The organism is Microbacterium sp. FG3 (genome assembly GCF_057809335.1).
In genome coordinates this window covers 1-25,547 of record NZ_JBMDJT010000037.1, presented here as the reverse complement: position 1 = coordinate 25,547, position 25,547 = coordinate 1, and the positions used below count along the sequence as shown (strand labels likewise).

The 25,547-nt window shown below is 73.3% G+C and carries 22 protein-coding genes; 14 read left to right on the top strand and 8 right to left on the bottom strand.

Going from position 1 to position 25,547, the window contains the following annotated elements; genetic code table 11:
* Together cydC and purU are read left to right on the top strand one after the other, a co-directional pair.
* Positions 1–2,506, top strand: a 2,506-nt coding sequence (cydC, locus tag ACODR5_RS11400; protein WP_488983702.1) for a thiol reductant ABC exporter subunit CydC, incomplete at its 5' end; no start/stop codon positions are given.
* A gap of 4 nt (positions 2,507–2,510) precedes the next feature.
* Positions 2,511–3,386: a formyltetrahydrofolate deformylase gene (gene purU, locus ACODR5_RS11395; RefSeq protein WP_460816122.1), complete on the top strand. Its 876-nt coding sequence runs from the start codon at positions 2,511–2,513 to the stop codon at positions 3,384–3,386.
* 14 nt (positions 3,387–3,400) lie between these two features.
* On the opposite strand, the gene ACODR5_RS11390 is transcribed toward purU, so the two are convergent.
* Entirely contained in the window at positions 3,401–4,312 is a 912-nt protein-coding gene (locus tag ACODR5_RS11390; RefSeq protein ID WP_488983701.1) for a serine hydrolase, read from the bottom strand.
* Between the two features lie 177 nt (positions 4,313–4,489).
* Positions 4,490–6,448 (bottom strand): M13 family metallopeptidase, encoded by a 1,959-nt coding sequence (locus ACODR5_RS11385; RefSeq protein WP_488983700.1) that lies wholly within the window; start codon positions 6,446–6,448, stop codon positions 4,490–4,492.
* Between the two features lie 104 nt (positions 6,449–6,552).
* Here ACODR5_RS11385 and ACODR5_RS11380 point away from each other — a divergent pair, with 104 nt between their 5' ends.
* A complete protein-coding gene (locus ACODR5_RS11380; RefSeq protein ID WP_488983699.1) occupies positions 6,553–7,722 on the top strand; it encodes a MarP family serine protease in 1,170 nt (389 codons plus the stop codon).
* A 37-nt stretch (positions 7,723–7,759) separates the two neighbouring features.
* On the top strand, positions 7,760–9,091 hold the full coding sequence (locus ACODR5_RS11375) for an MATE family efflux transporter (protein WP_488983698.1): 1,332 nt from the start codon (positions 7,760–7,762) through the stop codon (positions 9,089–9,091).
* 124 nt (positions 9,092–9,215) lie between these two features.
* Here ACODR5_RS11375 and ACODR5_RS11370 read toward each other — a convergent pair whose 3' ends face one another.
* A complete protein-coding gene (locus ACODR5_RS11370) occupies positions 9,216–9,845 on the bottom strand; it encodes a TrmH family RNA methyltransferase (protein WP_449852926.1) in 630 nt (209 codons plus the stop codon).
* A 71-nt stretch (positions 9,846–9,916) separates the two neighbouring features.
* Here ACODR5_RS11370 and ACODR5_RS11365 point away from each other — a divergent pair, with 71 nt between their 5' ends.
* The 4 genes from ACODR5_RS11365 to ACODR5_RS11350 all read left to right on the top strand — a co-directional run bounded on the left by ACODR5_RS11365 (position 9,917) and on the right by ACODR5_RS11350 (position 13,703).
* Complete coding sequence (locus tag ACODR5_RS11365) at positions 9,917–11,173, top strand: Nramp family divalent metal transporter (RefSeq protein WP_488983697.1); 1,257 nt, start codon at positions 9,917–9,919, stop codon at positions 11,171–11,173.
* A gap of 13 nt (positions 11,174–11,186) precedes the next feature.
* Positions 11,187–11,789 (top strand): metal-dependent transcriptional regulator, encoded by a 603-nt coding sequence (locus ACODR5_RS11360; RefSeq protein WP_488983696.1) that lies wholly within the window; start codon positions 11,187–11,189, stop codon positions 11,787–11,789.
* Between the two features lie 120 nt (positions 11,790–11,909).
* A complete protein-coding gene (locus ACODR5_RS11355; RefSeq protein WP_488983695.1) occupies positions 11,910–12,830 on the top strand; it encodes an ABC transporter ATP-binding protein in 921 nt (306 codons plus the stop codon).
* Between the two features lie 27 nt (positions 12,831–12,857).
* The gene (locus ACODR5_RS11350; protein ID WP_488983694.1) at positions 12,858–13,703 is read left to right on the top strand and encodes a hypothetical protein; all 846 of its coding nucleotides are present in this window, start codon (positions 12,858–12,860) and stop codon (positions 13,701–13,703) included.
* A 31-nt stretch (positions 13,704–13,734) separates the two neighbouring features.
* Here the strand turns inward: ACODR5_RS11350 and ACODR5_RS11345 are convergent, their stop codons facing one another.
* Positions 13,735–14,721 (bottom strand): SDR family NAD(P)-dependent oxidoreductase, encoded by a 987-nt coding sequence (locus ACODR5_RS11345; RefSeq protein WP_488983693.1) that lies wholly within the window; start codon positions 14,719–14,721, stop codon positions 13,735–13,737.
* Positions 14,722–14,808: 87 nt separating this feature from the next.
* Here ACODR5_RS11345 and ACODR5_RS11340 point away from each other — a divergent pair, with 87 nt between their 5' ends.
* Positions 14,809–15,627, top strand: a complete 819-nt coding sequence (locus ACODR5_RS11340; protein ID WP_449852932.1) for an HAD-IIA family hydrolase — start codon at positions 14,809–14,811, stop codon at positions 15,625–15,627.
* Between the two features lie 218 nt (positions 15,628–15,845).
* On the opposite strand, the gene ACODR5_RS11335 is transcribed toward ACODR5_RS11340, so the two are convergent.
* Positions 15,846–16,748 carry an ROK family protein gene (locus ACODR5_RS11335; protein ID WP_488983692.1) on the bottom strand — a complete coding sequence of 301 codons (903 nt, stop codon included), beginning with the start codon at positions 16,746–16,748 and terminating at the stop codon, positions 15,846–15,848.
* Positions 16,745–17,326: an orotate phosphoribosyltransferase gene (pyrE, locus tag ACODR5_RS11330; RefSeq protein WP_449852934.1), complete on the bottom strand. Its 582-nt coding sequence runs from the start codon at positions 17,324–17,326 to the stop codon at positions 16,745–16,747. Before pyrE ends, ACODR5_RS11335 begins: the two co-directional genes overlap by 4 nt.
* A gap of 84 nt (positions 17,327–17,410) precedes the next feature.
* Here pyrE and ACODR5_RS11325 point away from each other — a divergent pair, with 84 nt between their 5' ends.
* The 3 genes from ACODR5_RS11325 (at position 17,411) to ACODR5_RS11315 (ending at position 20,350) form a co-directional block, all read left to right on the top strand.
* Positions 17,411–18,256 (top strand): exodeoxyribonuclease III, encoded by an 846-nt coding sequence (locus ACODR5_RS11325; RefSeq protein WP_488983691.1) that lies wholly within the window; start codon positions 17,411–17,413, stop codon positions 18,254–18,256.
* A 76-nt stretch (positions 18,257–18,332) separates the two neighbouring features.
* Positions 18,333–19,658, top strand: a complete 1,326-nt coding sequence (locus ACODR5_RS11320) for a sensor histidine kinase (protein ID WP_488983690.1) — start codon at positions 18,333–18,335, stop codon at positions 19,656–19,658.
* Positions 19,655–20,350 (top strand): response regulator, encoded by a 696-nt coding sequence (locus ACODR5_RS11315; protein ID WP_488983689.1) that lies wholly within the window; start codon positions 19,655–19,657, stop codon positions 20,348–20,350. Before ACODR5_RS11320 ends, ACODR5_RS11315 begins: the two co-directional genes overlap by 4 nt.
* A gap of 87 nt (positions 20,351–20,437) precedes the next feature.
* On the opposite strand, the gene ACODR5_RS11310 is transcribed toward ACODR5_RS11315, so the two are convergent.
* Complete coding sequence (locus tag ACODR5_RS11310) at positions 20,438–20,995, bottom strand: NADPH-dependent FMN reductase (RefSeq protein ID WP_488983688.1); 558 nt, start codon at positions 20,993–20,995, stop codon at positions 20,438–20,440.
* Between the two features lie 197 nt (positions 20,996–21,192).
* Here ACODR5_RS11310 and ACODR5_RS11305 point away from each other — a divergent pair, with 197 nt between their 5' ends.
* Both ACODR5_RS11305 and ACODR5_RS11300 read left to right on the top strand, forming a co-directional pair.
* Positions 21,193–22,077, top strand: coding sequence for an ABC transporter ATP-binding protein (locus tag ACODR5_RS11305; RefSeq protein ID WP_488983687.1), 885 nt, complete (start codon positions 21,193–21,195; stop codon positions 22,075–22,077).
* Positions 22,074–23,168 carry an ABC transporter permease gene (locus tag ACODR5_RS11300; RefSeq protein ID WP_488983686.1) on the top strand — a complete coding sequence of 365 codons (1,095 nt, stop codon included), beginning with the start codon at positions 22,074–22,076 and terminating at the stop codon, positions 23,166–23,168. The genes ACODR5_RS11305 and ACODR5_RS11300 overlap by 4 nt, the downstream gene beginning before the upstream one ends.
* A 93-nt stretch (positions 23,169–23,261) precedes the next feature.
* Here the strand turns inward: ACODR5_RS11300 and ACODR5_RS11295 are convergent, their stop codons facing one another.
* The gene (locus ACODR5_RS11295) at positions 23,262–25,409 is read right to left on the bottom strand and encodes an ATP-dependent Clp protease ATP-binding subunit (protein WP_488983685.1); all 2,148 of its coding nucleotides are present in this window, start codon (positions 25,407–25,409) and stop codon (positions 23,262–23,264) included.
* Positions 25,410–25,547: the final 138 nt, after the last annotated feature.

The window sequence follows — 25,547 nt, the reverse complement described above, 5'->3', positions numbered from 1 at the left end:
GCGGTGGTCGCTTCATCTCCGCGGCCTCCGGCCGCTCCGTTCAGCAACCGATCGGTGCAGCCCGCCGGTCGCCGAACGCAAGCGACCACCCGAACCGATCCGGATCACCGACCTCACGATCCGGTACGCCGGCCGGGCGGCGCCCGTCGTCGAGGGGCTCGGCGCCGAGCTGCGAGGGATCGTCGCCGTCACCGGTCCGAGCGGGGCGGGCAAGTCGACGCTGCTCGCGGCGCTCACCGGATCCCTGCCCGCCGACGCCGAGGTGACCGGGGCGATCCGCGGCGCCGATCCGTCGGCCGTCGCGTGGTCGCCGCAGGCGCCGCGCTCGTTCGCCGCGACGCCCCGCGAGGAACTCGCGCTGTACGGCGCCGCCGATCCGCTCGCCGCGCTCGCGGAGCTGGGGCTCGAGCGCGTCGCCGACGCGGCGGTGGCCGAGCTGAGCCCGGGCGAGCAGCGCCGCCTCGCGGTGGCCCGGGCGCTCGCGCGCGTCGACGCGGGCGCGAGCCTGCTCGTGCTCGACGAGCCGACCGCGCACCTCGACGCCGCCTCCGCCGACCGGGTGCGCGCCGCCGTCCGCCGCCGCGCCGCGCGCGCCACCGTCGTCCTCGCCACCCACGAGCCCGAGACCCTCGCCCTGGCGACCTCCACCGTCGCGGTCGGATCGAGCGAGGCCGCACCCGCGCCCGCGCCCGCGCCGCGGCAGCGGATCGAAGACCCGGGTCCGCCACGTGAGGCGCCCGGCCTCGACTCGTCGCTGCGCTCCTCGCTCGGCCCGTCTCGGCTCCGCGCTCCGCGCTCGGCTCGACGAGCGGATGTCCGCGCCGCGACGCCCACGCGGCTGCTCGCCTCCGTCATCCGGCCCGCGCGCTGGCGCTGGATCGGGGCGATCCTGCTCGGCGTCGTCGCCACGGGCATGGGCCTGTCGCTCACGGCGATCTCGGGCTGGCTCATCGTGCGGGCCAGCGAGGAGCAGTACATCATGTACCTGCTCGTGGCCATCGTGGGCGTGCGCTTCTTCGGGATCGGCCGCTCGGTCGGCCGCTACGCCGAGCGGCTCGCGACGCACGACGCGGCGTTCCGCGTGATCGACGCCCTCCGGCTGCGGCTGTGGGTGGCGATCGCGGCGCGCGGCGCCGGATCGCGGCGGCTGCTGGAGGGCGGCTCCCCCGTCGACCACCTCGTGACGCAGGCCGACGAGCTGCGCGACCAGCTGCCGCGCACGCTCGCGCCGATCGCCGTCGGCGCGCTGTCGATCCTCGGCATCGCGGCGACGACGTGGGTCGTCGCCCCGACGCTCGCCCTGCCCGTCGCCGGGACCCTGCTGCTCGCCGCCGGCCTCGGCTCGGCGCTCGCGGTGATCGCCGCGCGCGGGGCCGGGGCCGCCGGGGTGCGCGAGCGCGCCGCCGTCGTGCGGGGCACCGCCGCCCTCGCCGACGCCGCGGACGACCTGCGCGGCAACGGCGAGGCCCCCGTGCGCGCGGCCCTGGCCCGGCTCGACGACACGGCCGAGCGCCTCGCGCGCGCGGAGCGGTCGGCCACGTGGGGCGCGGGGCTCGGCACGGCCGTCGCCGTGCTGGCGACGTCGCTGCTCGCCACGCTCGTCGCGGTGCTCGCCCCCGGCCTGCTCGCCCAGGACCTCGCCGTCGTCGCCCTGCTCTCGCTCGCGGCGCTGGAGCCGCTCGACGGCCTCGTCCGCGCCGTCCACCGCCTGCCCGCGCTGCGCGCCGCGCTCGCCCGGCTCGCCCCCGTCCTGCGCCCGATCCCGCCCGCGCTCACGGGCGACCTCGAGCCGGCCGATCCGGTGCGGCACATCGAGCTCGACGGCGTCTCCGCGCGGTACCCCGGCGCCGCCGCCCCGGCGTTCGCGGGGGTCGACGGTGCGGCGCGCGCGGGCGAGTGGCTCGCGCTCGGGGGCCCGAGCGGGTCGGGCAAGTCCACCCTGCTCTCGGTGCTCATGGGCGCGCTGCCTGCGGCCGCGGGCGAGGTCCGCGCCGACGGCGTGCCGCTGCCCCGGCTCGACGCCGCGGCCTGGCGACGTCGCGTGGCGTGGTGCCCGCAGGAGGCGTACGTGTTCGACTCGACCCTGCGCGGCAACCTGCTGCTCGCGCGCGATCGCGCGGACGCGCCCTCCGACGCCGACATGCGCCGGGCGCTCGAGCGTGCGGGCCTCGGCGCGCTGCTCGCCGCGCTGCCCGAGGGGCTCGACACGCGGGTCGGCGCCGGGGGATCCGCGCTGTCGGGCGGCGAGCGCCAGCGCCTGGCCGTGGCGCGTGCCCTGCTCAGCCGCGCGGGCATCCTGCTGCTCGACGAGCCCACGGCGCACCTCGACGCCCCGACGGCCGCCGCCATGATGGACGACATCCGCGCCGCCTCGGCCGATCGCATCACGGTGCTCGTCTCGCACCGCCCCGCCGACGTGCGCGCCGGCGACCGGGTCATCCGCCTGGGCCGCGCGGGCGCGCCCGCCGGGGAAGCCACGAGCCCGCGGCGGGAGCGGTCAGAATAGACGCATGCCCGAGACCATCGAGTCGCTCATCGACCACGCCTGCCTCATCGTGCATGGGCCGGACCAGCGCGGGATCGTCGCGGAGGTCGCGGCGCTCATCTCGCGCAACAAGGGGAACATCACCTCGCTCGACCAGTATTCGAGCGACCCGGAGGGCGGCGACTTCTTCCAGCGCGTCGTGTTCCACCGCCCCGAGCTCGTCGCCGCGCTGCCCGAGATCCGCGACGACCTGGAGCGCACGCTCGGCGCGCTCGGCATGTCGTGGCGGATCGACGACATGTCGACCCCGAAGCGGATGGCGATCCTCGCGTCGAAGAGCGACCACTGCCTGCTGGACCTGCTGTGGCGGCACCGCCGCGGCGACCTGCCGGTGACGATCCCCATGGTGATCTCGAACCACACGAAGGTGGCCGAGGACGTGCGCTCGTTCGGCGTGCCGTTCTTCCACGTGCCCTCGCAGGTCGGCCCCGACAAGTCGGAGTCGGAGGCGGCGATCCTGAAGCTGCTGGCCGGGAACGTCGACTTCGTCGTGCTGGCCCGCTACATGCAGGTGATCTCGAACGACTTCCTCGAGAAGCTGGGCGTGCCCGTCATCAACATCCACCACTCGTTCCTGCCCGCGTTCATCGGCGCCGAGCCGTACCGCAAGGCGAAGGAGCGCGGCGTCAAGCTCATCGGCGCGACCGCGCACTACGTGACGGAGCAGCTGGACGAGGGCCCGATCATCGAGCAGGACGTCGTGCGCGTGACGCACGCCGAGACCGCGGCCGATCTGCAGCGCCGCGGCGCCGACGTGGAGCGCGCCGTGCTCTCGCGCGCGGTGCTGTGGCACGCGCAGGATCGCGTGATCCGCCACGGCAACCACACGATCGTCTTCTGAGGCGACCGACGGGCTCAGTGCACGAACTCCATGAGCTCGGAGCCGAGGGTGCGGAAGACCCGGTGGGCGCGGTCGCGGTGCATGGGCGAGAGGTCGTCGAAGCAGACGGTGAGCGCGTACGCGATGCCCGCACCCGGCCCCGCGATCACGCCGGCCTCGGCGCGCACGCCCGCGCTGTTGCGGCCGGTGCGGTTGAGGAAGAGCAGCCCGTGGCGGTCGTCGTCGTGCGCGAACGGATCGAGGTTGGTCGCGGCGCCGACGAGCGTGAGGTCGTAGCCCAGCGTCAGCCACTCGGCCACCTGCGCGCTCACCCGCGCGTTCACGGCGCGGCCGTTCACGAGGTCCGAGAGCAACTTGGCGTACTCCCGCGTGGTGCCCAGCGCGAAGTGCGGGGCGTCGTCCGGCCCGCGCTGGTCGCGGAAGCGGTCGAGCACCGCCGAGCGGGGCATCCCCAGCTCCACGAGCCGGCGCGTGACCGCCTCGAGCCCCACCGACTCGAGCAGCGCGTTCACGGCGTAGGCATCGCCCGTGGCCGCCGCCAGCACGACGAGGTCGCCGAGCGGCAGCGTGGGCACCGCCAGGTGGCGCCAGATGCCCGCCACGCCGACCCGCTCGAGTCCGGATCGCTCGACGAGCGCGAACGGGTCGAGGGTCTCCTCCTCGAATCGCGCGGCGGCCTCGACGAGGATCGGCACGACGCCGAGCCCGGCGATCGGGAGGGTGACGTAGTCGTCGCCCGACAGCACGACGGACCCGCGATCGAGATCGGTGATGTGGATCGACACCTGCGCGCCGGACGAGGCGAGATCGTCGAGCGCGGCCATGGTGCCGGCGAAGACCCCGTTGCGTCCGCGGCGCACGACGCGGGAGCGGCCATCGCGCGCGCGTCGCCGCGATGCGGTGTCGTGATCGGGCTCGACGGCCACGATTCCTCCGGGGATGACGGGGTGGGGGGAAGGATCCGCGCGCTGCCCGGCGGCCGGCCCCCAGGGAGCTCATCGCCCCCGGCCCCGTGCGCTCACGCGCGTGCGCGCACCCTCACGCGCCGATCCATTAGCAGACTAATCCGCCCGGCGCGCTCAGCGCGGCGGGCGGAGAAGACGTCACCAGATCGTCACACGCCGGTCAGGCGCGAGCCACAGCGCGTCCGACTCCGTCACGCCGAAGGCGTCGTAGAACGCGTCGATGTTGCGCACGATCTGGTTGCAGCGGAACTCGGCCGGCGCGTGCGGATCGATCGTGAGCAGGCGGATCGTCTCGGCCTCGCGGCCCTTCTGCTGCCAGCACTGCGCCCACGACAGGAACACGCGCTGCACGCCCGTGAGGCCGTCGATCTCGGGCGCCTCCCCTCCCGCGAGCGAGAGCTCGTACGCCTTCAGCGCGATGCCGAGCCCGCCGAGGTCGCCGATGTTCTCGCCGACCGTGAGCGCGCCGTTGACGCGATGCGTCTGCGGGTCGAGGCCCTCCGGGGTGAGCTCGTCGTACTGCGCGATGAGCACCTTCGTGCGCTCCTCGAACGCGGCGCGGTCCTCGTCCGTCCACCAGTTGCGCAGCGCGCCGGTGCCGTCGTACTGCGATCCCTGGTCGTCGAATCCGTGCCCGATCTCGTGGCCGATGACGGCGCCGATCCCGCCGTAGTTGGCGGCGGCGTCGCGCTCGGCGTCGAAGAACGGGTACTGCAGGATCGCGGCGGGGAACACGATCTCGTTCATCGTGGGGTTGTAGTACGCGTTCACCGTCTGCGGCGTCATGTGCCACTCGTCGCGGTCGATGGGCCCGCCCAGCTTCGCCAGCTCGCGGTCGTGCTCGAAGGCGGCGGCGCGCTGCACGTTGCCGAGCAGGTCGGCGGCGTCGATCTCGAGCGCCGCGTCGTCGCGCCATTTCACGGGGTAGCCGATCTTGGGCGTGAACGCGTCGAGCTTGGCGAGCGCCTTCTCGCGCGTGGCGGGGCTCATCCACTCCAGCGCCGTGATGCTCTGCCGATAGGCCTCGATGAGGTTCGCGACGAGCTCGTCCATGGCGGCCTTCGCCGCGGGCGGGAAGTGCCGCTCGACGTACACCTTGCCCACGGCCTCGCCCATGGATCCCTCCACGAGCGAGACCCCGCGCTTCCAGCGCTCGCGGTTGGCCGGCACGCCCGTGAGCGTGGTGCCGTAGAACGAGAAGCTCTCGTCGACGAGGTCGTCGGTGAGGTACGGCGCCGCGGCCCGCACGACGCGATAGCGCAGCCAGGCCTTCCAGTCGTCCAGCCGCTCCGGCACGAGCAGCGAGCCGAGCCCCTCGAGGTACGACGGCTGCGCCACGACGACCTCCGCGAGCCCGGCGGGATCGGGCGCGACGGCCTCCAGCCACGGCTGCAGGTCGAGGCCCGCGAGCTGCTGCGCCTCGGCCCACGACTTCAGGTTGTAGGTGGCCACCGCGTCGCGGCTGCGCACCTTGTCCCAGTGGTGCGTGGCGAGCTCGGTCTCGAGCGTGAAGAGGCGCTCCGCCTGCTCGGCCGCGTCGGCGACGCCGCCGAGCGCGAGCAGCCGCTCGGCGTGGGCGCGGAAGGCGGTGCGGATCTGCTCGAAGGTGTCGAGGCGGTAGTAGCTCTCGTCGGGCAGCGAGAGCCCGGCCTGCATCAGGTACGCGATGTACCGGTCGGGCGCGCCCTTGTCGGGCCCCACGTACATGCCGACGAGGGCGGCGACGCCCGCGCGGTCCAGGCGGCCGAGCGCGGCGAGGAACGCGGGCACGTCGGCGATGGCGTCGACCTCGGCCAGGCGCGGTGCGAGCGGCGCCGTGCCGAGCTGCGCGATCCGGTCGGTGTCCATGAACGAGGCGTACAGGTCGCCGATCTTGCGCGTCTCGGTGCCGGGCTCGGCGCCCTGCGCCTCATCGATGATCGCGCGCACCTGCGCCTCGGCCTGCTCGGCCAGCAGGTGGAACGAGCCCCAGCGCGCCTTGTCCTCCGGGATGTCCGTGCGCGCGATCCACGATCCGTTCACGTGCCGGTACAGGTCGTCCTGCGGGCGGACGTTCGGGTCGAGTTCGTCGATGGCGATGCCGGAGGGTTCAGTCATGCGTCCCATCGTAGGGTCGCGCCTCCCGGCGGCGGGCGGGCCTCCCAGCGGTCTCACCGGCCGCCGCACCGGGGGCAGGGCACGATAGAGGCGGGAGGCGCCGGATGCTCGTGGTGGACGTGGTCGTGATCGTGGTGATCGTCGTCGCGCTGCTCAGCGGGCTGCGCGTCGGGCTGTTCACGGGGCTCGGCGCCTGGGCGGGGTTCGCCGCCGGCGCGCTGCTCGCCCCCTGGCTCGCGCCGCTGGCGAGCCGTGCCGTACCCGAGCCGGCATGGCGCGGCGTGGCCGTGTTCGCGACGGTGATCGCGCTGCTGGCCGTGGGCACGGCCGTCGGCACCGCCATCGGCTCGCTGCTGCGCCGCGGCGCCCGGCGCATCAGGGTCGGCGTGCTCGACCGGCTGCTCGGCGGCGTCGTCGGCGCGGTCGCCGCCACGCTGGCGGCCGCGCTGGCCGGGTCCGTCATCGCGACGGCCGGCATCCCCGTCGTCTCGGCCGCCGTGGCCTCCTCGACCGCGCTGCGCACGATCGACCGCTTCACCCCCGATCCGGTCGCCGAGGCCCTCGCGCGCCTGCGCTCGGTCGTGGTCGACGACGCCCTGCCGGCCCTCGGCGGCATCGTCGATCCCGGCGTCGTGCTGCCCTCCCCCGAGCTCGACACCGACGATCCCGCCCTCGCCCAGGCGGCGTCGTCCGTCGCGCGCATCTCGGGCGTCGCCTATGCGTGCGGCACCGGGTCGACCGGCTCGGGCTTCGTCGTGGCCGACGACCTCATCGTCACCAACGCCCACGTGGTGGCCGGCGTCGAGTCGGTCGTCGTCGAGCTGCCCGAGCAGCCGGCCGTGGACGGGCGGATCGTGTACTTCGATCCCGTGGACGACCTGGCCGTGGTGGCCGCCGACATCTCCGCCGCGCCCCTCGACGTCACGGCGCCGCTGGGCGTGGGCGCCGAGGCCGCCGTGCTGGGCTACCCCTACGGAGGGCCCCTCGAGATCCGCGCGGGATCGGTGATGTCGGTGGGACCGGTGTCGATGCAGGACATCTACGGCGACGCGCGCACCGAGCGCGACACCTACGCCCTCGCGGTGGAGGTGCGACCGGGCAACTCGGGCGGCCCGCTGCTCACCCCGTCGGGCGACGTGGCCGGCGTCGTCTTCGCGCGCGACGAGGCCAATCCGGGCATCGGGTACGCCATGACCACCGCCGAGCTGGAGCCGGTCCTCGCGTCGGTCGACGCCGCGGCCGCGCCGGTGCCGACGGGGCGCTGCACGGGCTGACCGCGGCCGTGTCGGCGCCACGCCCTAGGCTCGGAGGGTGGCAGAACCCGGCGCGCGACGGTCGCTGAACCGCGACATCCTGCGCCTGGCGGTGCCCGCGCTCGGCGCGCTCATCGCCGAGCCGATCTTCCTCATCATCGACTCCGTCATGGTGGGGCACCTCGGCGTCACGCCGCTCGCCGGGCTCGGGATCGCCTCGGCCGTGCTGCAGACGATCGTCGGGCTCATGATCTTCCTCGCCTACTCGACGACCCCCGCCGTGGCGCGGCGCTTCGGCGCCGGAGACCGCACGGGCGCGGTCTCGGTCGGCATCGACGGCATGTGGCTCGCGCTCGGGATCGGCGCGGTACTGGCCGTGGCCGGCCACTTCGCCACACCCCTGCTCGTCGGCCTGTTCGGCGCGACCGACGCCGTGGCCGAGCAGGCCGTCACCTACCTGGGCATCTCGATGTGGGGCCTGCCGGCCATGCTCATCGTGTTCGCCGCCACCGGCCTGCTGCGCGGCATGCAGAACACCGTCATCCCGCTGTGGATCGCGACCGCCGGCTTCGCGGCGAACGCGCTGCTGAACTGGCTGTTCATGTACGGGCTCGGCTGGGGCATCGCCGGATCGGCCGCAGGCACCGTCACGGCGCAGTGGGGCATGGTCGCCGCCTACGTGCTCGTGATCGGCCGGCTCGCCGCACGCCACAGCGCGTCGATCCGCCCCCAGCGCGAGGGCGTGCGCGGCTCGGCGCGCTCGGGAGGGTGGATGTTCCTGCGCACGGTGAGCCTGCGGCTGAGCCTGCTCGTGACGGTGGGCGCCGCGACGGCGCTCGGCACCGACGAGCTGGCGGGGTGGCAGATCGTGTTCACGATCTCGTCGACCGCGGCGTTCGCGCTCGACGCGCTCGCGATCGCGGCGCAGGCGCTCATCGGGCGCTCGCTCGGCGAGGGGGACGAGGATCACGTGCGCGGCGTGCTGTCGCGCACGCTCGCGTGGGGCGCGTGGTTCGGCGTGCTCTGCGGCGCCGTGATCGCCGCGCTGTCCGGCGTGATCGGGCTGGTGTTCACGGGCGACGCCGACGTGGCCGCGCTGCTCGTGCCCGCGCTCGTGCTGATGGGCCTGATGCAGCCGCTCGCCGGCGCCGTCTACGTGCTCGACGGCGTGCTCATGGGCGCCAACGACGCCCGCTATCTCGCGATCGCGGGCGCGATCAACCTCGTCCCGTTCCTGCCGTACCTCGCCGTGCTGTGGTGGCTGCGCCCCACCGGATCGTGGGGGCTCGCGCTGCTGGCGGCCGGCTTCTTCGTGGTGCTCATGGGCATGCGCTTCTGGACCCTGCACCGCCGCGTGCGAGGCACGGCGTGGCTGCACCAGTCGGCCTGACACTCAGGCGTAGCGCCGCGCGGCCGGGGAGCCGCTCGATCCGCTCGACTACCTGCCCTGATGTCCGCAAGTCTGTGTCAAGTCCGGGCGCTCACACGAGCGGATTCCGCACAGACTTGCGGACTCAGGCGTAGCGCCGCGCCCACTCGTACATGACGATGGCCGCCGCCGCGCTCGCGTTGATCGAGCGCGTCGAGCCGTACTGCGTGATCTCGATGTGAGCGGATGCCGCGGCGAGCGCCTCGTCCGACAGGCCGGGGCCCTCCTGCCCGAACAGCAGCACGCAGCGCTCCGGCAGCTCGGCCCGGTCCACCGGCACGGCCTCGCCGACGTTGTCGACGGCGATGATCGGGATGCCCTCCTCTGCCGCCCACGCGGCGAATGCGGCGACGTCCGGATGATGCACGACGTGCTGGTAGCGATCCGTCACCATGGCTCCGCGCCGGTTCCACCGCCTGCGCCCGATGATGTGCACGGTGTCGGCGAGGAACGCGTTGGCGCTGCGCACGATCGATCCGATGTTCATGTCGTGCTGCCAGTTCTCGATCGCCACGTGGAACGGGTGCCGGCGCGCGTCGAGGTCGGCGACGATCGCCTCCATCGTCCAGTACCGGTAGCGGTCGATCACGTTCCGGGTGTCGCCGTTCGCGAGCAGCTCGGGGTCGTACTGCGCGCCCTCCGGCCACTCCCCCGGCCACGGCCCCACGCCGTGGGTCGTGAACTCGCGGCTGGGCTCGGGCGTCGCGTCGGTCACCGGTTCAGCGTACGGCGCTCGCCGGATCGTCGCTCTTTTCGGTTTGCCTAAAAATCTGGCACACTGTCGGGATGACGACGGCGAAGACGCGCTCGGCACCCCGCCCGGCCTGGCTGCTCGGGCCCGCCCTCGTGGCGGGCGTCGCGTACCTCGACCCCGGCAACGTCGCCACGAACATGTCGGCCGGCGCGCAGTTCGGGTACCTGCTCGTGTGGGTCGTCGTGCTCGGCAACGCCATGGCCTGGCTCATCCAGTACCTCTCGGCCAAGCTCGGCGTCGTGACCGGCCGCAGCCTGTCGCAGACCCTCGGCGAGCGCATCCGCCGGCCGTGGGCGCGGCGCGCGTACTGGCTGCAGGCCGAGCTCGTCGCGATGGCGACCGACATCGCCGAGATCATCGGCGGCGCCGTGGCCCTGTGGCTGCTCTTCGACATCCCGCTGCTGATCGGCGGCGTCATCACGAGCGCCGTGTCGATGATCCTGCTCGCCGTGCAGTCCACGCGCGGGGCGAAGCCGTTCGAGTTCGTCATCATCGGGCTCATGGCCGTCATCGCCGTCGGCTTCACGGTGGGCGTGTTCGTGGGCCCGCCCGATCCGGCCGCCACCGCGGCGGGACTCGTGCCGCGGTTCGAGGGCACCGCGTCGGTGCTGCTGGCCGCGTCGATCCTCGGCGCCACGGTCATGCCGCACGCCATCTACGCGCACAGCGCCCTCTCGCGCGACCGGTTCCACGCGCCCGTGCGGCGATCCGCGCTGCACGAGGAGGCCGGCGTGCGCATCCCCCGCCTGCTGCGCGCCACCAGGCTGGACGTCACGATCGCGCTCGTCATCGCCGGCACCGTGAACCTCGCGATCCTGCTGCTGGGTGCCGCGAACCTGCCCGGCGTGCCGGGCACCGACAGCCTCGAGGGCGCCCATGCGGCGCTGTGGAGCGGCCTCGGGCCGGTGATCGCGACGCTGTTCGCGGTGGGGCTGCTGGCCAGCGGGCTGGCCTCGACGTCGGTGGGCGCCTATGCCGGGGCCGAGATCATGTCGGGGCTGCTGCGGGTGCGCATCCCGCTGCTCGCCCGCCGGCTCATCACGCTCGTGCCGGCCCTCGCGATCCTCGCCGTCGGCTTCGATCCCACCCGGGCGCTCATCCTCAGCCAGGTGGTGCTGTCGTTCGGCATCCCCTTCGCCCTCATCCCGCTCGTCGCGCTCACGGCGCAGGATCGCACGCTCGGCGCCTTCCGCAACCGCTGGTGGACGACCGCGCTCGGCGTCGTCTGCAGCGCGTTCCTCATCGCGCTCAACGGCGCGCTGCTGTGGCTGACGTTCACGGGGGCGTGAGTACCCTGGTGGCGTGCCCTCCCCCGCTGTCGACGACTACCTGAAGACGGTGTACGCGCACACCGAGTGGCAGGACGCGCCCATCACTCCGTCGGTGCTCGCTTCGCGGCTGGGGATCGCTCCGTCGAGCGTGACCGAGATGGTCAAGAAGCTCGCGGCGCAGGGCCTCGTGGCGCACGAGCCGTACCGCGCCGTGCGCCTCACGCCCGAGGGCGAGCGCCGCGCGCTCGAGATGACGCGCCGGCACCGGCTGATCGAGACGTGGCTCGTGCGCGAGTTCGGGTACACGTGGGACGAGGTGCACGACGAGGCCGAGGTGCTCGAGCACGCGATCAGCGACCGGCTGCTCGAGAAGATCGACGAGCGACTGGGCCGGCCCCGCTTCGACCCGCACGGCGACGCGATCCCCGACGCGGCCGGCCGCGTGCAGCGCGAACCGTTCGTACTGCTGGCCGAGGCCGCGCCCGGGCACGAGGGGCGCGTGCTGCGCGTGAGCGACCGCGACCCGCAGCTGCTGCGCGCCATCGAGGACGCGGGCATCGAGGTCGGCTCGACCCTGCGCGCCGGCGCCCCCGTGCCCCCGGGCGCCGAGGACGCCATCTGGCTCAGCGCCTGACCGGCGCCGCCACCACAGCAGGGACGCCCTCCGCGCGCCGGAGGATCATCCTCCGGGACGATGCGGGATGGTCCCGTGCGCCGATGCACCGGCCCCGCCCGGCCCCGTAGCGTGAGGCCCATGATCACGGCAGAGAACCTCACGAAGCGCTTCGGCGCCCACACGGCGGTCGACGACGTCTCGTTCGTCGCCAGGCCCGGGCAGGTGACCGGCTTTCTCGGCCCGAACGGCGCCGGCAAGTCGACCACGATGCGCATGATCATGGGGCTCGACCGCCCCACGTCCGGGCGCACGACCGTGGGCGGCCGTCCGTTCGCGGAGCACGCCGATCCCATGCGCCAGGCCGGCGCACTGCTCGACGCGAAGGCCGTGCACCCCGGCCGCACCGCCGAGGCGCACCTGCGCATGCTCGCCGCGACGAACGGCATCTCCCGCTCGCGCGTGAGGGAGGTGCTCGAGCTGACGGGCATCGAGTCCGTGGCGCGACGGCGGATCGGCGGATTCTCGCTGGGCATGCACCAGCGGCTCGGGATCGCCGCGACGATGCTGGGCGACCCGCAGGTGCTCATCTTCGACGAGCCCGTGAACGGCCTCGACCCCGAGGGCGTGCACTGGGTGCGCGGCTTCGCGCGGGCGCGCGCGGCCGAGGGCCGCACGGTGTTCATCTCGTCGCACCTCATGAGCGAGATGGCGCAGACGGCCGACCACATCATCGTGCTCGGCCGGGGCCGCGTGCTCGCCGACGCCCCGATCGCCGAGTTCCTCGCCGCCGCACGCCGCGAGGTCACGCGCGTGCGCGTCTCGGACGCCGCCGCCCTGGCCTCGCTGCTCGGCGCGGATGGCGTGTCCGTCTCGCCCGAAGCCGACGGCGCCCTCGAGATCGCCGGCGTGCCGCCGCGGCGCATCGCGCGCATCGCCGCCGAGGCCGGCCTCGAGCTCGACGAGCTCACGCCCGTCTCGGCCTCCCTCGAGGAGGCCTACCTCGCGCTCACCGGCGAGGCCACCGAGTACCGCAGCGACGCCGCCGCCGTCGCCGCCTGAGCTGGATTCCCCGAAAGGCATATGACGATGTCATCCCTCACATCCGCCGCCCCCGTCCAGGCGCCGCACACCCCGGCCACCGCCTCCCGCCTCACCTTCGGAGGCCTCGTGAAGGCCGAGTGGATCGCGCTCACCAGCCTGCGCGGCACGCACGTGTCGCTGTGGATCGGAGCCGCGCTGGCCTTCGCCCTCACCGCGGGCATGGCCTTCATGTTCGGCCTGTCCACCAATCAGGCCGAGTTCCCCATGCCGATGGAGGCCGTGCCGCCGCTGCCGATGGCCATCGTCAACGGCTACATCGTCGCGATCGCGGTGGGCGTGGTGCTCGGCGCGGCCGCGTACGCCAAGGAGCACGCCACCGGCTCGCTGCGCACGCAGCTGGCGGCCGCGCCCCGCCGCGTCTCCACCCTCGCCGCCAAGGCCGTCGTCGTCGGGGCGACGCTGTTCGCCTTCGCGGCGGTCGGCTTCGCCCTCTGCCTCGCCGCGTGCGCCGCCATCTATGCCTCCTTCGGCATGCCCACGAACGCGCCCGACGTGCTCGCGGATCTCGTGCTTCCCGTGCTGGGGCTCGCGCTGGGCACGGCCCTGGCCGGCGTCTTCGGGCTCGGCCTCTCGGCCATGCTGCGCTCGGAGACGTGGTCGATCACGCTCACCTTTGTCTTCCTCTTCGTGCTGCCGATGATCATGGCCACGCTGCCGTGGGAGTGGGCGCACCGCGTCTCGGAGTACCTGCTCGGCACGACCATCCAGGTGCTGCCCGACACGACCGCCGGCCTCACGGGCGAGTACCTGGCCGACCTCGCGGTCACGATCGCCTGGGTGGCTGCGGCCTTCGCCGGCGGTGCCGCCGTCATGCACCGCCGCGACGCGTAGCCCGCGGGATGCGTAGCCCGCGCGGCCGCGCTCAGCGGGCTGCGCGGGCCGCCCTCGCGAACGGCCACTCGCTGCGGGTGAGGCGCTCGCACTCCTCCCACACCCTGCGGCGGACCTCGGGATCGCTCGAGGTGGCCGACGGCGTCTGCCGCACCGGCGCGCCGCGCGTGACGAAGCGCGGGCCCCAGTACTCCCCGCCCTGCACGCGCGGATCGATGAGGGCGCGCACCGGCGCCCACGCGCCGCGCTCCTTGCTCTGCGCGATCGGCGCCTGCAGCGCGTCGCGCACGCGCTTCCAGCGGCTCGGCTGATTCACGCCGTGCACGGTGGGGGTCCGCCCGCCGATCGAGTAGCCGGGGTGCGCCACGACGCTCGCCACCGGCACATCGGCGGCCCTCAGCCGCGCGTCGGCCTCGAGCCCCAGCGCCTGCACGACGACCTTCGACTGCACGTAGGCGCGCCACGCCGCGTACTCGCGCTCCAGCTGCATGTCGGTCGGGTCATACGATCCCATCCGCGTGGAGACGCTGCCGAGCCAGACGATCCGGACGTCGCTCCCGCGGGCCGCGGTCTTCGCGAGCGTCACGAGCAGCTCCGCGGCGAGCACGAAGTGCCCGAGGGCGTTGGTGGCGATCACGAGCTCGCGGCCGTCTCGCGTCAGCTCGCGCGTGCGCGGCGTGTGCACGATCCCCGCGTTCAGCAGCACGCCGTCGAGGCGCCCGCGCTGGAACAGGCCGCCGCGCACCGAGGCCGCCGCCGCGCGGATCGATCCAGGATTCGCGACGTCGAGCAGCAGCGTCTCGACCGACGCGCCGGGCACGCGGGCCTCGAGGGCGTCGTGGGCAGCGGCGAGGCGATTCGGGTTGCGCCCGCTCAGGATGACGTGCGCGCCGGCGCCCGCCAGCTGCTCGGCGGCGAAGTAGCCGAGCCCCTTGTTGCCGCCCGTGATGAGGAACGTGCGTCCCGACTGGTCCGGCAGGCGCGCGGGATCCCACGACGGGCGTTCGCGGGCGATCACCCTCCGAACATATCCCCGGCGCGTGCCCGGATCGGCACGGCGCGCTGCCGGGGAGCGCACGGCGGCCGCGCGGAATAGGCTGGCGGCATGGCGCGACGCGACGGAATCGAGTGCTGGCTGACCGACATGGACGGCGTCCTCGTGCACGAGGACCAGCCCGTCCCCGGCGCCCGGGAGCTGCTGACGCAGTGGCGCGAGACGGGCACGCCGTTCCTCGTGCTCACGAACAACTCGATCTTCACGCCCCGCGATCTCTCGGCGCGGCTGCGCAACTCGGGCATCGAGGTGCCCGAGCAGAACATCTGGACGAGCGCGCTCGCGACGGCGGCGTTCCTCAAGTCGCAGAGCCCCGGCGGCACGGCGTTCGTCATCGGCGAGGCGGGCATCCTCACGGCCATGCACGAGGCCGGGTTCATCATGACGGAGTCCGATCCCGACTACGTGGTGGTGGGGGAGACCCGCAACTACTCGTTCGAGGCGCTCACGAAGGCCGTGCGGCTCATCAACGGGGGAGCGCGGTTCATCTCCACCAACCCCGATGCGACGGGCCCGAGCGCGCAGGGCGTGCTGCCCGCCACCGGCGCCATCAACGCGCTCATCACGGCGGCCACCGGCAAGCAGCCGTACATCGTGGGCAAGCCGAACCCGATGATGTTCCGCTCGGCGCTCAATCGCATCGGCGCGCACAGCGAGAACACGGGCATGATCGGCGACCGCATGGACACCGACATCGTCGCGGGGATCGAGGCCGGCCTGCACACGGTGCTCGTGCTCACGGGCATCAGCACGCCGTCATCGATCGAGCGCTACCCGTTCCGGCCCGACGAGATCGTCGACTCGGTCGCCGATCTGCTCGATCCCTCGATCGAGGGCGACGGCGGCGCGGAGCTGGACGCCGGGGTCTGACCGGCCCCGACCGGAGGGGGATCATGGACGCGCGCGATCTGCTGTTCGCCGTCGCCGTGCTGTGCATCGGCGGCACGCTGGTGGTGTTCGTGATGCAGTGGTGGCGCAACCGCGACAAGTAGCCGCGATCCGCGAGAATCCATCCACGCGCCGGGAATCCGTGCGCAACGGGATTGTCGGCGCGCAGGTGGATTGTCGGCGACCGGGGGCGCCGGCGCTCAGCGCAGCACGAGGGCGGCGGCGCCGACGAGCGGGCCCTCGTCGCCGAGCGCGCTGCGGACCACGCGCGTCGCGCGGGCGTAGGGGAGCGCGGCCGCCTCGCGCAGCGCCGCCGCGACGAGGTCGACGTAGTCGGCCGAGACGCGCGAGAAACCCCCGCTGATGGCGATGACCTCGAGGTCGAGCAGCGTCGTCGCATCCGCGAGCGCGCGGCCCACGGCGCGCGCCGATCGCTCGATCGCCCCGCGCGCGACCGCGTCGCCGGCGGCGGCGGATCGCGCGAGGTCCTCGCCGGTCTCGCCCGTCCAGCCCTGCTCACGCGCCCAGCGGACGGTGTGCGGCCCCGATGCGCTCTCCTCGGTCGTCGCCCCGTCGACGTGCGTCTGGCCCAGGTGCCCCGCGTTGCCGCTCGCCCCGCCGACCGGGCGCCCCTCGACGACGATCCCGCCGCCCACGCCCGTCGAGACGACGATCGACAGCGAGGCGCGCGATCCGGCCGCCGCGCCGATCCACGATTCCGCGAGCGCGAGACAGCCGCCGTCGTGCCGCAGGCGCACCTCGGCGTCGGGCAGACCGGTCGCCCCGATCACGGCGTCGCGCACCGCGTCGACGATCGCGAAGCCGTGCGCGCCCGGCATGTTCACCGGCGCGATCGTGCCGGCGTGCAGGTCGATGGGTCCGGCCGATCCGATGCCGGCGCCGGCGAAGTCCGCGTCGACGGGGAGGTGGGCGAGCGCCTGGCCGACGACGGCCGAGACGGCCTCGCGCAGCCCGTGCGAGGTGATGTCGCGGCCCGTCGCCCTGCGATGGCGCGTGCCGGGCAGGACGCTGCCGTCGGCGGCGACGAGCGCCGCCTCGACCTTGGTCCCGCCGAGGTCCACGCCCAGGGCGACGGCGCTCACTGCGGCTCGAGTCCCAGGTCGTCGAGGTCGATCGCGGCGCGCCACTCCAGGCCCTCGGCCTCGACGGCCGCCTGCGCGCCGGTCTTGCGGTCGACGATCACGGCGACCGCGAGCACCTCCGCGCCCGCGCGGCGCAGCGCCTCGACGGCCTTCAGGGCGGACTGCCCCGTGGTGGAGGTGTCCTCGAGCACGACGACGCGCCTGCCCTCGACTTCCGCGCCCTCGATCTGGCGGCCGCGGCCGTGGTCCTTCGGCTCCTTGCGCACGACGAACGCGTCGAGCGGCCGATCCGTGCCGGCCGAGGCATGCATCACGGCGTTCGCGATCGGGTCGGCGCCGAGCGTGAGGCCGCCGACCGCCACGACGCCGTCGATGTCGGCGATGAGGTCGCGCATGATGCGGCCGATCGCCGGGGCGGCGCGGTGGTCGAGCGTGAGCTTGCGCATGTCCACGTAGTACGTGGCCTTCTTGCCGCTCGAGAGCGTGAAGTCGCCGTGGAACACCGCCTCCGCCTTGATGAGCTCGATGAGCTGCTGACGGTCGGCTTCGAGCTCGGGCGTGGATGCGGGTGCGGCCATGCGCCCCAGTCTAGGGAGCGCGCGGGCCGGCCGCGCCGCGGGCGGCGCGATGCGGCGTCGGGGACGCCGATTAGGCTGGGAGCCATGCGCCTGGCCACCTGGAATGTGAACTCGATCCGCGCCCGCGTGGATCGCATCGTGGGCTTCGCGGATCGCGAGCACGTCGACGTGCTGGCGATGCAGGAGATCAAGTGCAAGCCCGAGCAGTTCCCGTACGAGGCGTTCGAGGCCGCCGGGTATCACGTCGAGGCGCACGGTCTGAACCAGTGGAACGGCGTCGCGATCGCCAGCCGCGAGCCGATCGAGGACGTGGAGTATGCCTTCGACGGCATGCCCGGCTTCCTGAAGGGGCACGACGGCGACGACGCCCCGCAGGAGGCGCGCGCGATCGGCGCGACCGTGAACGGCGTGCGGGTGTGGAGCCTCTACGTGCCCAACGGCCGCACGCTCGCCGACCCGCACTACGCGTACAAGCTGCGCTGGCTCGAGGCGCTGCGGCAGTACACGGCGGGTGCCCTCGCCGCCGATCCAGATCTGCCGCTCGCGCTCGTGGGCGACTTCAACATCGCCCCGACCGACGCCGACAACGGCGACCCCGCGGTCGTCGAGGGCGCCTCCACCCACGTCTCGCCCGCCGAGCGCGAGGCGTTCCGCGCGCTGGAGGACGCAGGCCTGCGCGATGTCGTGCGGCCGTTCGTGCCCGAGGGCTTCACGTACTGGGACTACAAGCAGCTGAAGTTCCCCCGCAACCAGGGCCTGCGCATCGACTTCATCCTCGGCTCGCGCGCCCTCGCCGACGCGGCGGCCGGCGCCGCCATCCACCGCGAGGAGCGCAAGGGCGTGCAGCCGAGCGACCACGTGCCCGTCGTCGTCGATCTCGACTTCCCCGCGGACGAGGACGACGCCGACGTCCCGATGATCTTCGGCTGAGCCCGCCCGGTGCTTCGGCCCGCGGATCCGTCGCGCGGGGGAGGATCCCGGCCGAGCGGCCCCGTACGGTGAAGGGATGACGGCAGTACAGGACGCGCCCGTCGGCGCCCCCGCGGCGCCGGCCGACTCGGCGCGCAGGACCGGACCGACGCGGCAGCAGCTGCGCATGGACCTCGTGCTCGCGGGGACGATGTTCGTCGCCGCGATCGTGAGCGGGGCGCTCTCGTCCATCTCGCAGTTCTACGGCGAGCGGACCGCCGACGTCGTGTGGACGATCCCGCTCGCCATCGGCACGACGCTGCGGCTCGCGCTGCGCCGGCGGTACCCCGTTGCCGTCGCCGTGGTCATCTGCGCGGCCTACTTCGTGGGCGTGACCGCCTATGTGCCCGAGGCGTTCGCGAGCAATGTGGCCATGTTCATCGCGATCTACACGATCGGCGCGTGGCTGAACGACCGTCGCCGCGCGTTCTGGGCGCGCACGGGGATCGTCATCGCGATGTTCGTGTGGATGCTCGTGACCACCTTCCTCGCCGTCACGGGCGAGGCCTCGGACGATCCGGACCTGTACGCGGGCGCCTTCTCGCCGCTCGTCGCCTTCATGCTCATCCAGTGGCTCATCAACGCGGCGTACTTCGGCGGCGCCTGGTTCCTGGGCGACCACGCGTACCGCGCGGCCCTCGACCGGCAGGCGCTCAGCGCGCTGGCCGCCCGGCTCGAGGAGGAACGCGAGCTCTCGGCCGCGCAGGCGGTGGCGCTGGACCGCGTGCGGATCGCGCGCGAGCTGCACGACGTCGTCGGCCACCACGTGTCGGTCATGGGCGTGCAGGCCGGGGCGGCGCGCACGGTGCTCGAGACGGATCCGCATGCCGCGGAGGGAATGCTGCGCGGCATCGAGGACTCGGCGCGTTCGGCGATCGATGAGCTGCACCACCTGCTCGACACGCTCCGCAGCCCCGAGGACGAGGCGCGCGAGGCGCCCTCGGCCCTGCGGCTCTCCGGCCTGGAGGAGCTGGCCCGCGCCATGACGGCGGCGGGCACGCCCACGCGGTTCACCGTGGTCGGCGAGCCGGTCGAGGTCTCGGATCTCGTGCACGTGAACCTGTACCGCATCGCGCAGGAGGCCCTCACGAATGCGCGTCGTCACGGCGGTCCCGACGTCACCGCCGACGTGCGGCTGCGCTACGAGCCCGACGCCGTCGAGCTGGAGATCGCGAACACGGGATGGGTGCGCTCGGGCGCGCGCCCGGGGATCGGGCAGCTCGGCATGCGCGAGCGCGCCACGGCCTGCGGCGGCACGCTGCAGTTGGGCCCCCGTCACGCCGCCGGCGGCCTCGAGCGCACGGGGTACCTCGTCCGCGTGCGCGTGCCGGTCACGCGCGGCGAGCAGGGGAGCGCCGCGTGACGCGCGCGCTGATCGTCGACGATCACGCCGCCATGCGGATGGGCTTCCGCACGATCCTCGCGGCCTCCGGCGTCGAGGTCGCGGGCGAGGCCGCGACCGGACGCGAGGCGGTGGATGCCGTGGGCAGCATGCGGCCCGACGTCATCCTGATGGACGTGCAGATGCCCGACCTGGACGGCATCGAGGCGACGCGCCTCATCCTCGCCGAGGCGTCGGCCGCCGACGCTCCGCCGCCGCGCGTGCTCATCGTGACCACGTTCGACCGCGACGACTACCTCTTCGCGGCGCTCGACGCCGGGGCCAGCGGGTTCCTCCTGAAGAACGCGGGGCCCGAGGAGCTCGTGAGCGCCGTGCGCGTGGTCGCCGCCGGCGACGCGCTGCTGGCGCCCGAGGTCACGCGCCGCGTGATCGAGCGGTTCGCGACCGCGGCGCCCGCGCCGTCTACGACCGCGCCGTCCACGGCCCCGGCGACCGCCCCGCCGGGCGTCGACCCCACCGCCGTCGACCTCACCGACCGCGAGGCCGAGGTGCTGCGGCTGCTGGCGCAGGCCCTCAGCAACGCCGAGATCGCGGCGCGGCTCTACATCGGCGAGGCGACCGTGAAGACGCACGTGTCGAACATCCTGCTCAAGCTCGGCGTGCGCGACCGCGTCGCCGCGGTCGTCTACGCCCACCGCCACGGCCTCGCCTGAGCCGCACACGGAAGCCCGCACGCGGAAGCGCCCCGGGCCCCACCGAGGTCGGTGCTGGGCCGCGGGGCGCTTCCGGGTGGGTGCGTGTCAGGCGTTGGCCTTCCGCACGCGGGCGACGAGGCCCAGGAACGTGTCGAGGTAGCCCTGCAGGAACGCCTTGGTGCCCTCGTTCGTCACCTCGCGGTTCTCGTCGATCAGGCCGGGGGTGAGCTGGATGAAGCCCTCGGGCTGGCCCATCACGATGGCGTCGACGTGCGAGAGCACGGCCTTCAGGTGCTGCTGCGCGGCGGCGGTGGCGATGCCGCCCTGCGAGCCACCGAGCACGGCCACCGGCTTGCGGCTGAGCGACATCTGGCCGTACGGGCGGGCCGACCACTCGATGGCGTTCTTCAGCACGCCGGGGATGGAGCGGTTGTACTCGGGCGTGACGATGAGCACGCCGTCGACGGCCTCGATCGCGGCCTTGAAGTCCTTGCCCACCTGGGGGAAGTCGGCGTCGTAGTCGGGCGAGTAGAAGGGCAGATCCCTGATCGGGATCTCGACGAACTCCACGCCCTCCGGCGCGAGCCTCACGACGGCCTCGGCCAGCGTGCGGTTGATCGAGGTGCTGCTGATGCTGCCGACGATGTAGCCGATCTTGGTCACGATTGATTGCTCCTGTACTCGGGAGGGGGTCTTCGGCCGGTCGGCCGATCCATTCAGGTGCAAGTTCTCGTCGCTCGGATCTATTCCCCCGCCCGGGGGAGCGCGGCCGCGGGGGAGCGGCCGGAATCCCCCACGCGGCGGATGTGCCGCGCACCGGCCCGTTCCTAGCCTGGATCCATCACCGAGAAAGGATGACCATGCTGCGACTGCAGGGGATCACCAAGAGCTACGGGGAGCGGAGGGCGCTCGACGGCGTGACGTTCGACGTCGCGCCCGGCCGCCTCACCGGCTTCGTGGGCGGGAACGGCGCCGGCAAGACGACGACGATGCGGATCGTCCTCGGCCTGCTCGCCCGCGACGCCGGCAGCGTCACGTTCGACGGCGTCGAGCTGACCGCCGACGACCGCCGCCGCTTCGGCTACATGCCGGAGGAGCGGGGCCTGTACCCGAAGATGAAGGTGCTCGAGCAGATCGCCTACCTCGCCCGCCTGCACGGCTACGGCCGCGCGGAGTCCACCCGCCGGGCGCAGGACATCCTGGAGCAGCTGGGCCTGGGGGAGCGCCTGAACGACAACGTCGAGGCGCTGTCGCTGGGCAACCAGCAGCGCGCGCAGATCGCCGCGGCCCTCGTGCACGACCCCGAGGTGCTCATCCTCGACGAGCCGTTCTCGGGCCTCGACCCGCTGGCCGTCGACGTCGTCGCCGGCGTGCTCCAGGAGCGCGCGGCCGGCGGCGCGGCGGTGCTGTTCTCGTCGCACCAGCTCGACGTCGTCGAGCGCCTGTGCGACGACCTCGTCATCATCGCCGCCGGGTCGGTCCGCGCCTCCGGCTCGCGCGAGGCGCTGCGCGAGCAGCACTCGACCCGCCGCTACGAGCTCGTCTCGTCCGGCGACGCGGGCTGGATCCGCGACGAGGCGGGCATCGAGGTGCTCGACTTCGACGGCGGCTACGCGCTGTTCGAGGCCGCCGACGCCACCGCCGCCCAGCGCGTGCTGCAGCAGGCCGTCGCCCGCGGCGACGTGGCGAGCTTCACCCCCCAGCGCCCCTCCCTCGCCCAGATCTTCAAGGAGGTCATCCAGTGAGCACCGCACCCCGGCCCCTCGCGCCCGCCCAGTCCACGTGGCTCGTCGCCGAGCGCGACATCATGGGACGCCTGCGCAGCAAGTCGTTCGTCATCTCGACGCTCATCCTGCTGCTCATCGTCGTCGGCGGCATCGTCGTGATGGGCATCGTGAACGCGACGTCCGGCGGCACTCCCGTGGCCGCCACGGCGGACGTCGCCGCCACCCTGCCCGACACCGACGCCCTCGAGGTCACGGAGGTGGCCGACCGGGCGGAGGGCGAGCAGCTCGTCCGCGACGGCGAGGTGGACGCCCTCATCGCGGCGAGCCCGGACTCGGCCACCGGCATGGAGGTGGTGGCGCTGACCGAGGCGCCCTCGGACGTCGTCTCGCTGCTGTCCGTCGCGCCCGAGGTCACGCTGCTCGACGACTCGGACGTGCCGTTCTTCCTGCGCTACATCCTCGGGATGATCTTCGGCCTCGTGTTCATGGGCGCGGCGCTCAGCTTCGCGATGCCGATCTCCACCGCCGTCGTGGAGGAGAAGCAGACGCGCGTCATCGAGATCCTCATCTCGACGGTCCCCGCCCGCGTGCTGCTCGCCGGCAAGGTGCTCGGCAACCTCGTGCTCTCGATGGGCCAGATCCTGCTCATCATCGCGGCGGCGACCATCACGCTGGCCGTGACCGGTCAGTCGGACGTGCTGAACGACTTCGGCGCCCCCATGGCCTGGTTCGCCGTGTTCTTCCTGTTCGGCTTCCCGATCCTGTCGGCGATGTTCGCCGCCGCGGGCGCCATGGTCTCGCGCCAGGAGGACATCAGCCCGACCGTCACGCCCATCATGATGCTCGTGATGATCCCGTCGTACCTGCCGATGTTCCTCGGCGACAATCCGCTGATCATGACCGTCATGTCGTACGTGCCGTTCTCGGCGGCCATCGCGATGCCGATCCGCCTGTACTTCGACGAGGCGGCCTGGTGGGAGCCGATCCTCGCACTCGGGATCATGGCCGCCACGTGCGTCGCGATCGTGCTGCTGGGCGCCCGCATCTACGAGAACTCGCTGCTGCGCATGGGCGGCCGCGTCAAGCTCGCGGAGGCCCTCCGCAGCTGACCGAGCGCACGCCGCCGAACCCGCCCCCGATCCGCGAACCCGCGCCGGATCGGGGGCGGGTTCGCGCAAGGAGGGCGGGTTCGGCGGGGGAGATCAGGCCTCGGTCGGGCCCTGGCTCGTGAGCGCGAGCTCGTCGCCGGTCGCGGCCACGTCCACGCGCACGGCGTCGCCGTCGTGCACGCCGCCCGACAGGATCGCGCGGGCCAGGCGATCCTGGATCTCGGTCTGGATCAGCCGGCGCAGGGGGCGCGCGCCGAACACGGGGTCGTAGCCGCGCTCGGCCAGCCAGGCCCGGGCGTCGGGCGTGACGGCGAGCGTGAGGCGCCGATCCGACAGGCGCCGCTGCAGCAGGTCCACCTGCAGCTCCACGATCTGCGCGAGGTCGTCCTGCCCCAGCGCGTGGAACATCACGATGTCGTCGAGGCGGTTGATGAACTCCGGCTTGAACGCCGCGTGCACGAGCTGCATCACCTGCTCGCGCTTGGACTCGGGCGAGAGCGTCGGATCGATCAGCACGGGGGAGCCGAGGTTCGACGTGAGGATGAGGATGACGTTCTTGAAGTCGACCGTGCGGCCCTGGCCGTCGGTGAGGCGACCGTCGTCCATCACCTGCAGCAGCACGTCGAACACCTCGGGGTGCGCCTTCTCGACCTCGTCGAGCAGCACGACGCTGTAGGGGCGCCGGCGCACGGCCTCGGTGAGCTGGCCGCCCTGGTCGTAGCCGACGTATCCCGGAGGGGCGCCCACGAGGCGGCTGACGGAGTGCTTCTCGCCGTACTCCGACATGTCGATGCGCACCATCGCCTGCTCGTCGTCGAAGAGGAACGCCGCGAGCGCCTTGGCGAGCTCGGTCTTGCCCACGCCCGTCGGGCCGAGGAAGAGGAACGATCCCGTCGGCCGGTTCGGATCGCTGATGCCGGCCCGCGAGCGGCGCACGGCGTCGGCCACGGCGCGCACCGCGTCCTCCTGGCCGATGAGACGTCGCCCGAGCTCGGACTCCAGGTGCAGCAGCTTCTCGGTCTCGCCGCGCATCAGCCGGCCGACGGGGATGCCGGTCCAGGCCGCGATGACGCTTGCGATGTCCTCCTCGGTCACATGGTCGCCCACCATGCGCTCGTCCGACTGCTCCACGCGCTCGGCCTCGGCCAGCTCGCGCTCGAGCGACGGGATCTCGCCGTACAGCAGCCGCGAGGCCCGCTCGAGGTCGCCCTCGCGCTGCGCGCGCTCGGCCTCGCCGCGCGCGGCGTCGAGGCGCGTCTTGAGGTCGCCGACCTTGTTGAGCGAGGCGCGCTCCGCCTCCCACCGCTCCTGCAGCTCGCCCAGGCGCGCCTCGTTCTCGGCCAGGGTCTCGCGCAGGGCCGCGAGCCGCTCCTGCGAGGCCGGGTCCTTCTCCTTCTTGAGCGCAAGCTCCTCGAGCTTGAGGCGGTCGACGTGCCGGCGCAGCTCGTCGATCTCGAGGGGCGCGGAGTCGATCTCCATGCGCAGCCGGCTGGCGGCCTCGTCGATGAGATCGATCGCCTTGTCGGGCAGCTGGCGGCTGGGCAGGTAGCGATGGCTGAGCGACGCGGCGGCGACAAGGGCGCCGTCCGCGATCGCGACCTTGTGGTGCGCCTCGTAGCGCTCCTTGAGCCCGCGCAGGATCGCGATGGTGTCCTCCACGCTCGGCTCGCCGACGTACACCTGCTGGAAGCGGCGCTCGAGCGCCGCGTCCTTCTCGATGAACTCGCGGTACTCGTTGAGCGTGGTGGCGCCGATCATGCGCAGCTCGCCGCGGGCGAGCATCGGCTTGAGCATGTTCGCCGCGGCGACGGATCCCTCGCCGCCGCCCGCACCCATGAGCACGTGGAGCTCGTCGATGAAGGTGATCACGCGGCCCTCCGACTCGGTGATCTCCTTGAGCACGTTCTTGAGCCGCTCCTCGAACTGGCCGCGGTACATCGCGCCCGCCACGAGCGCCGAGATGTCGAGCGCGATGAGCTCGCGACCCTTCAGGCTCTCGGCCACGTCGCCCGCGACGATCCGCTGCGCGAGGCCCTCGACGACGGCGGTCTTGCCGACGCCGGGCTCGCCGATGAGCACGGGGTTGTTCTTCGTGCGCCGGGTGAGCACCTGGCTGACGCGGCGGATCTCGGCGTCGCGCCCGATGACCGGGTCGAGCTTGCCGGCCCGCGCGCGCTCGGTGAGGTTGATCCCGAACTGCGCGAGAGCGGTCTGCTCCTCCTGCTGCGGCTGATCCGCCATGTCCCCTCCGATGATCCGTGCGCACTTGAGTCCGACTCACTCAACTTTAGCAACCGCACCCGCCCGGGGGGAACCACCAGTCCCCGCGAGACAGCAACTGTGCGCCGAGACAGCGGCGTCTGCACGCTGTCTCGGCGC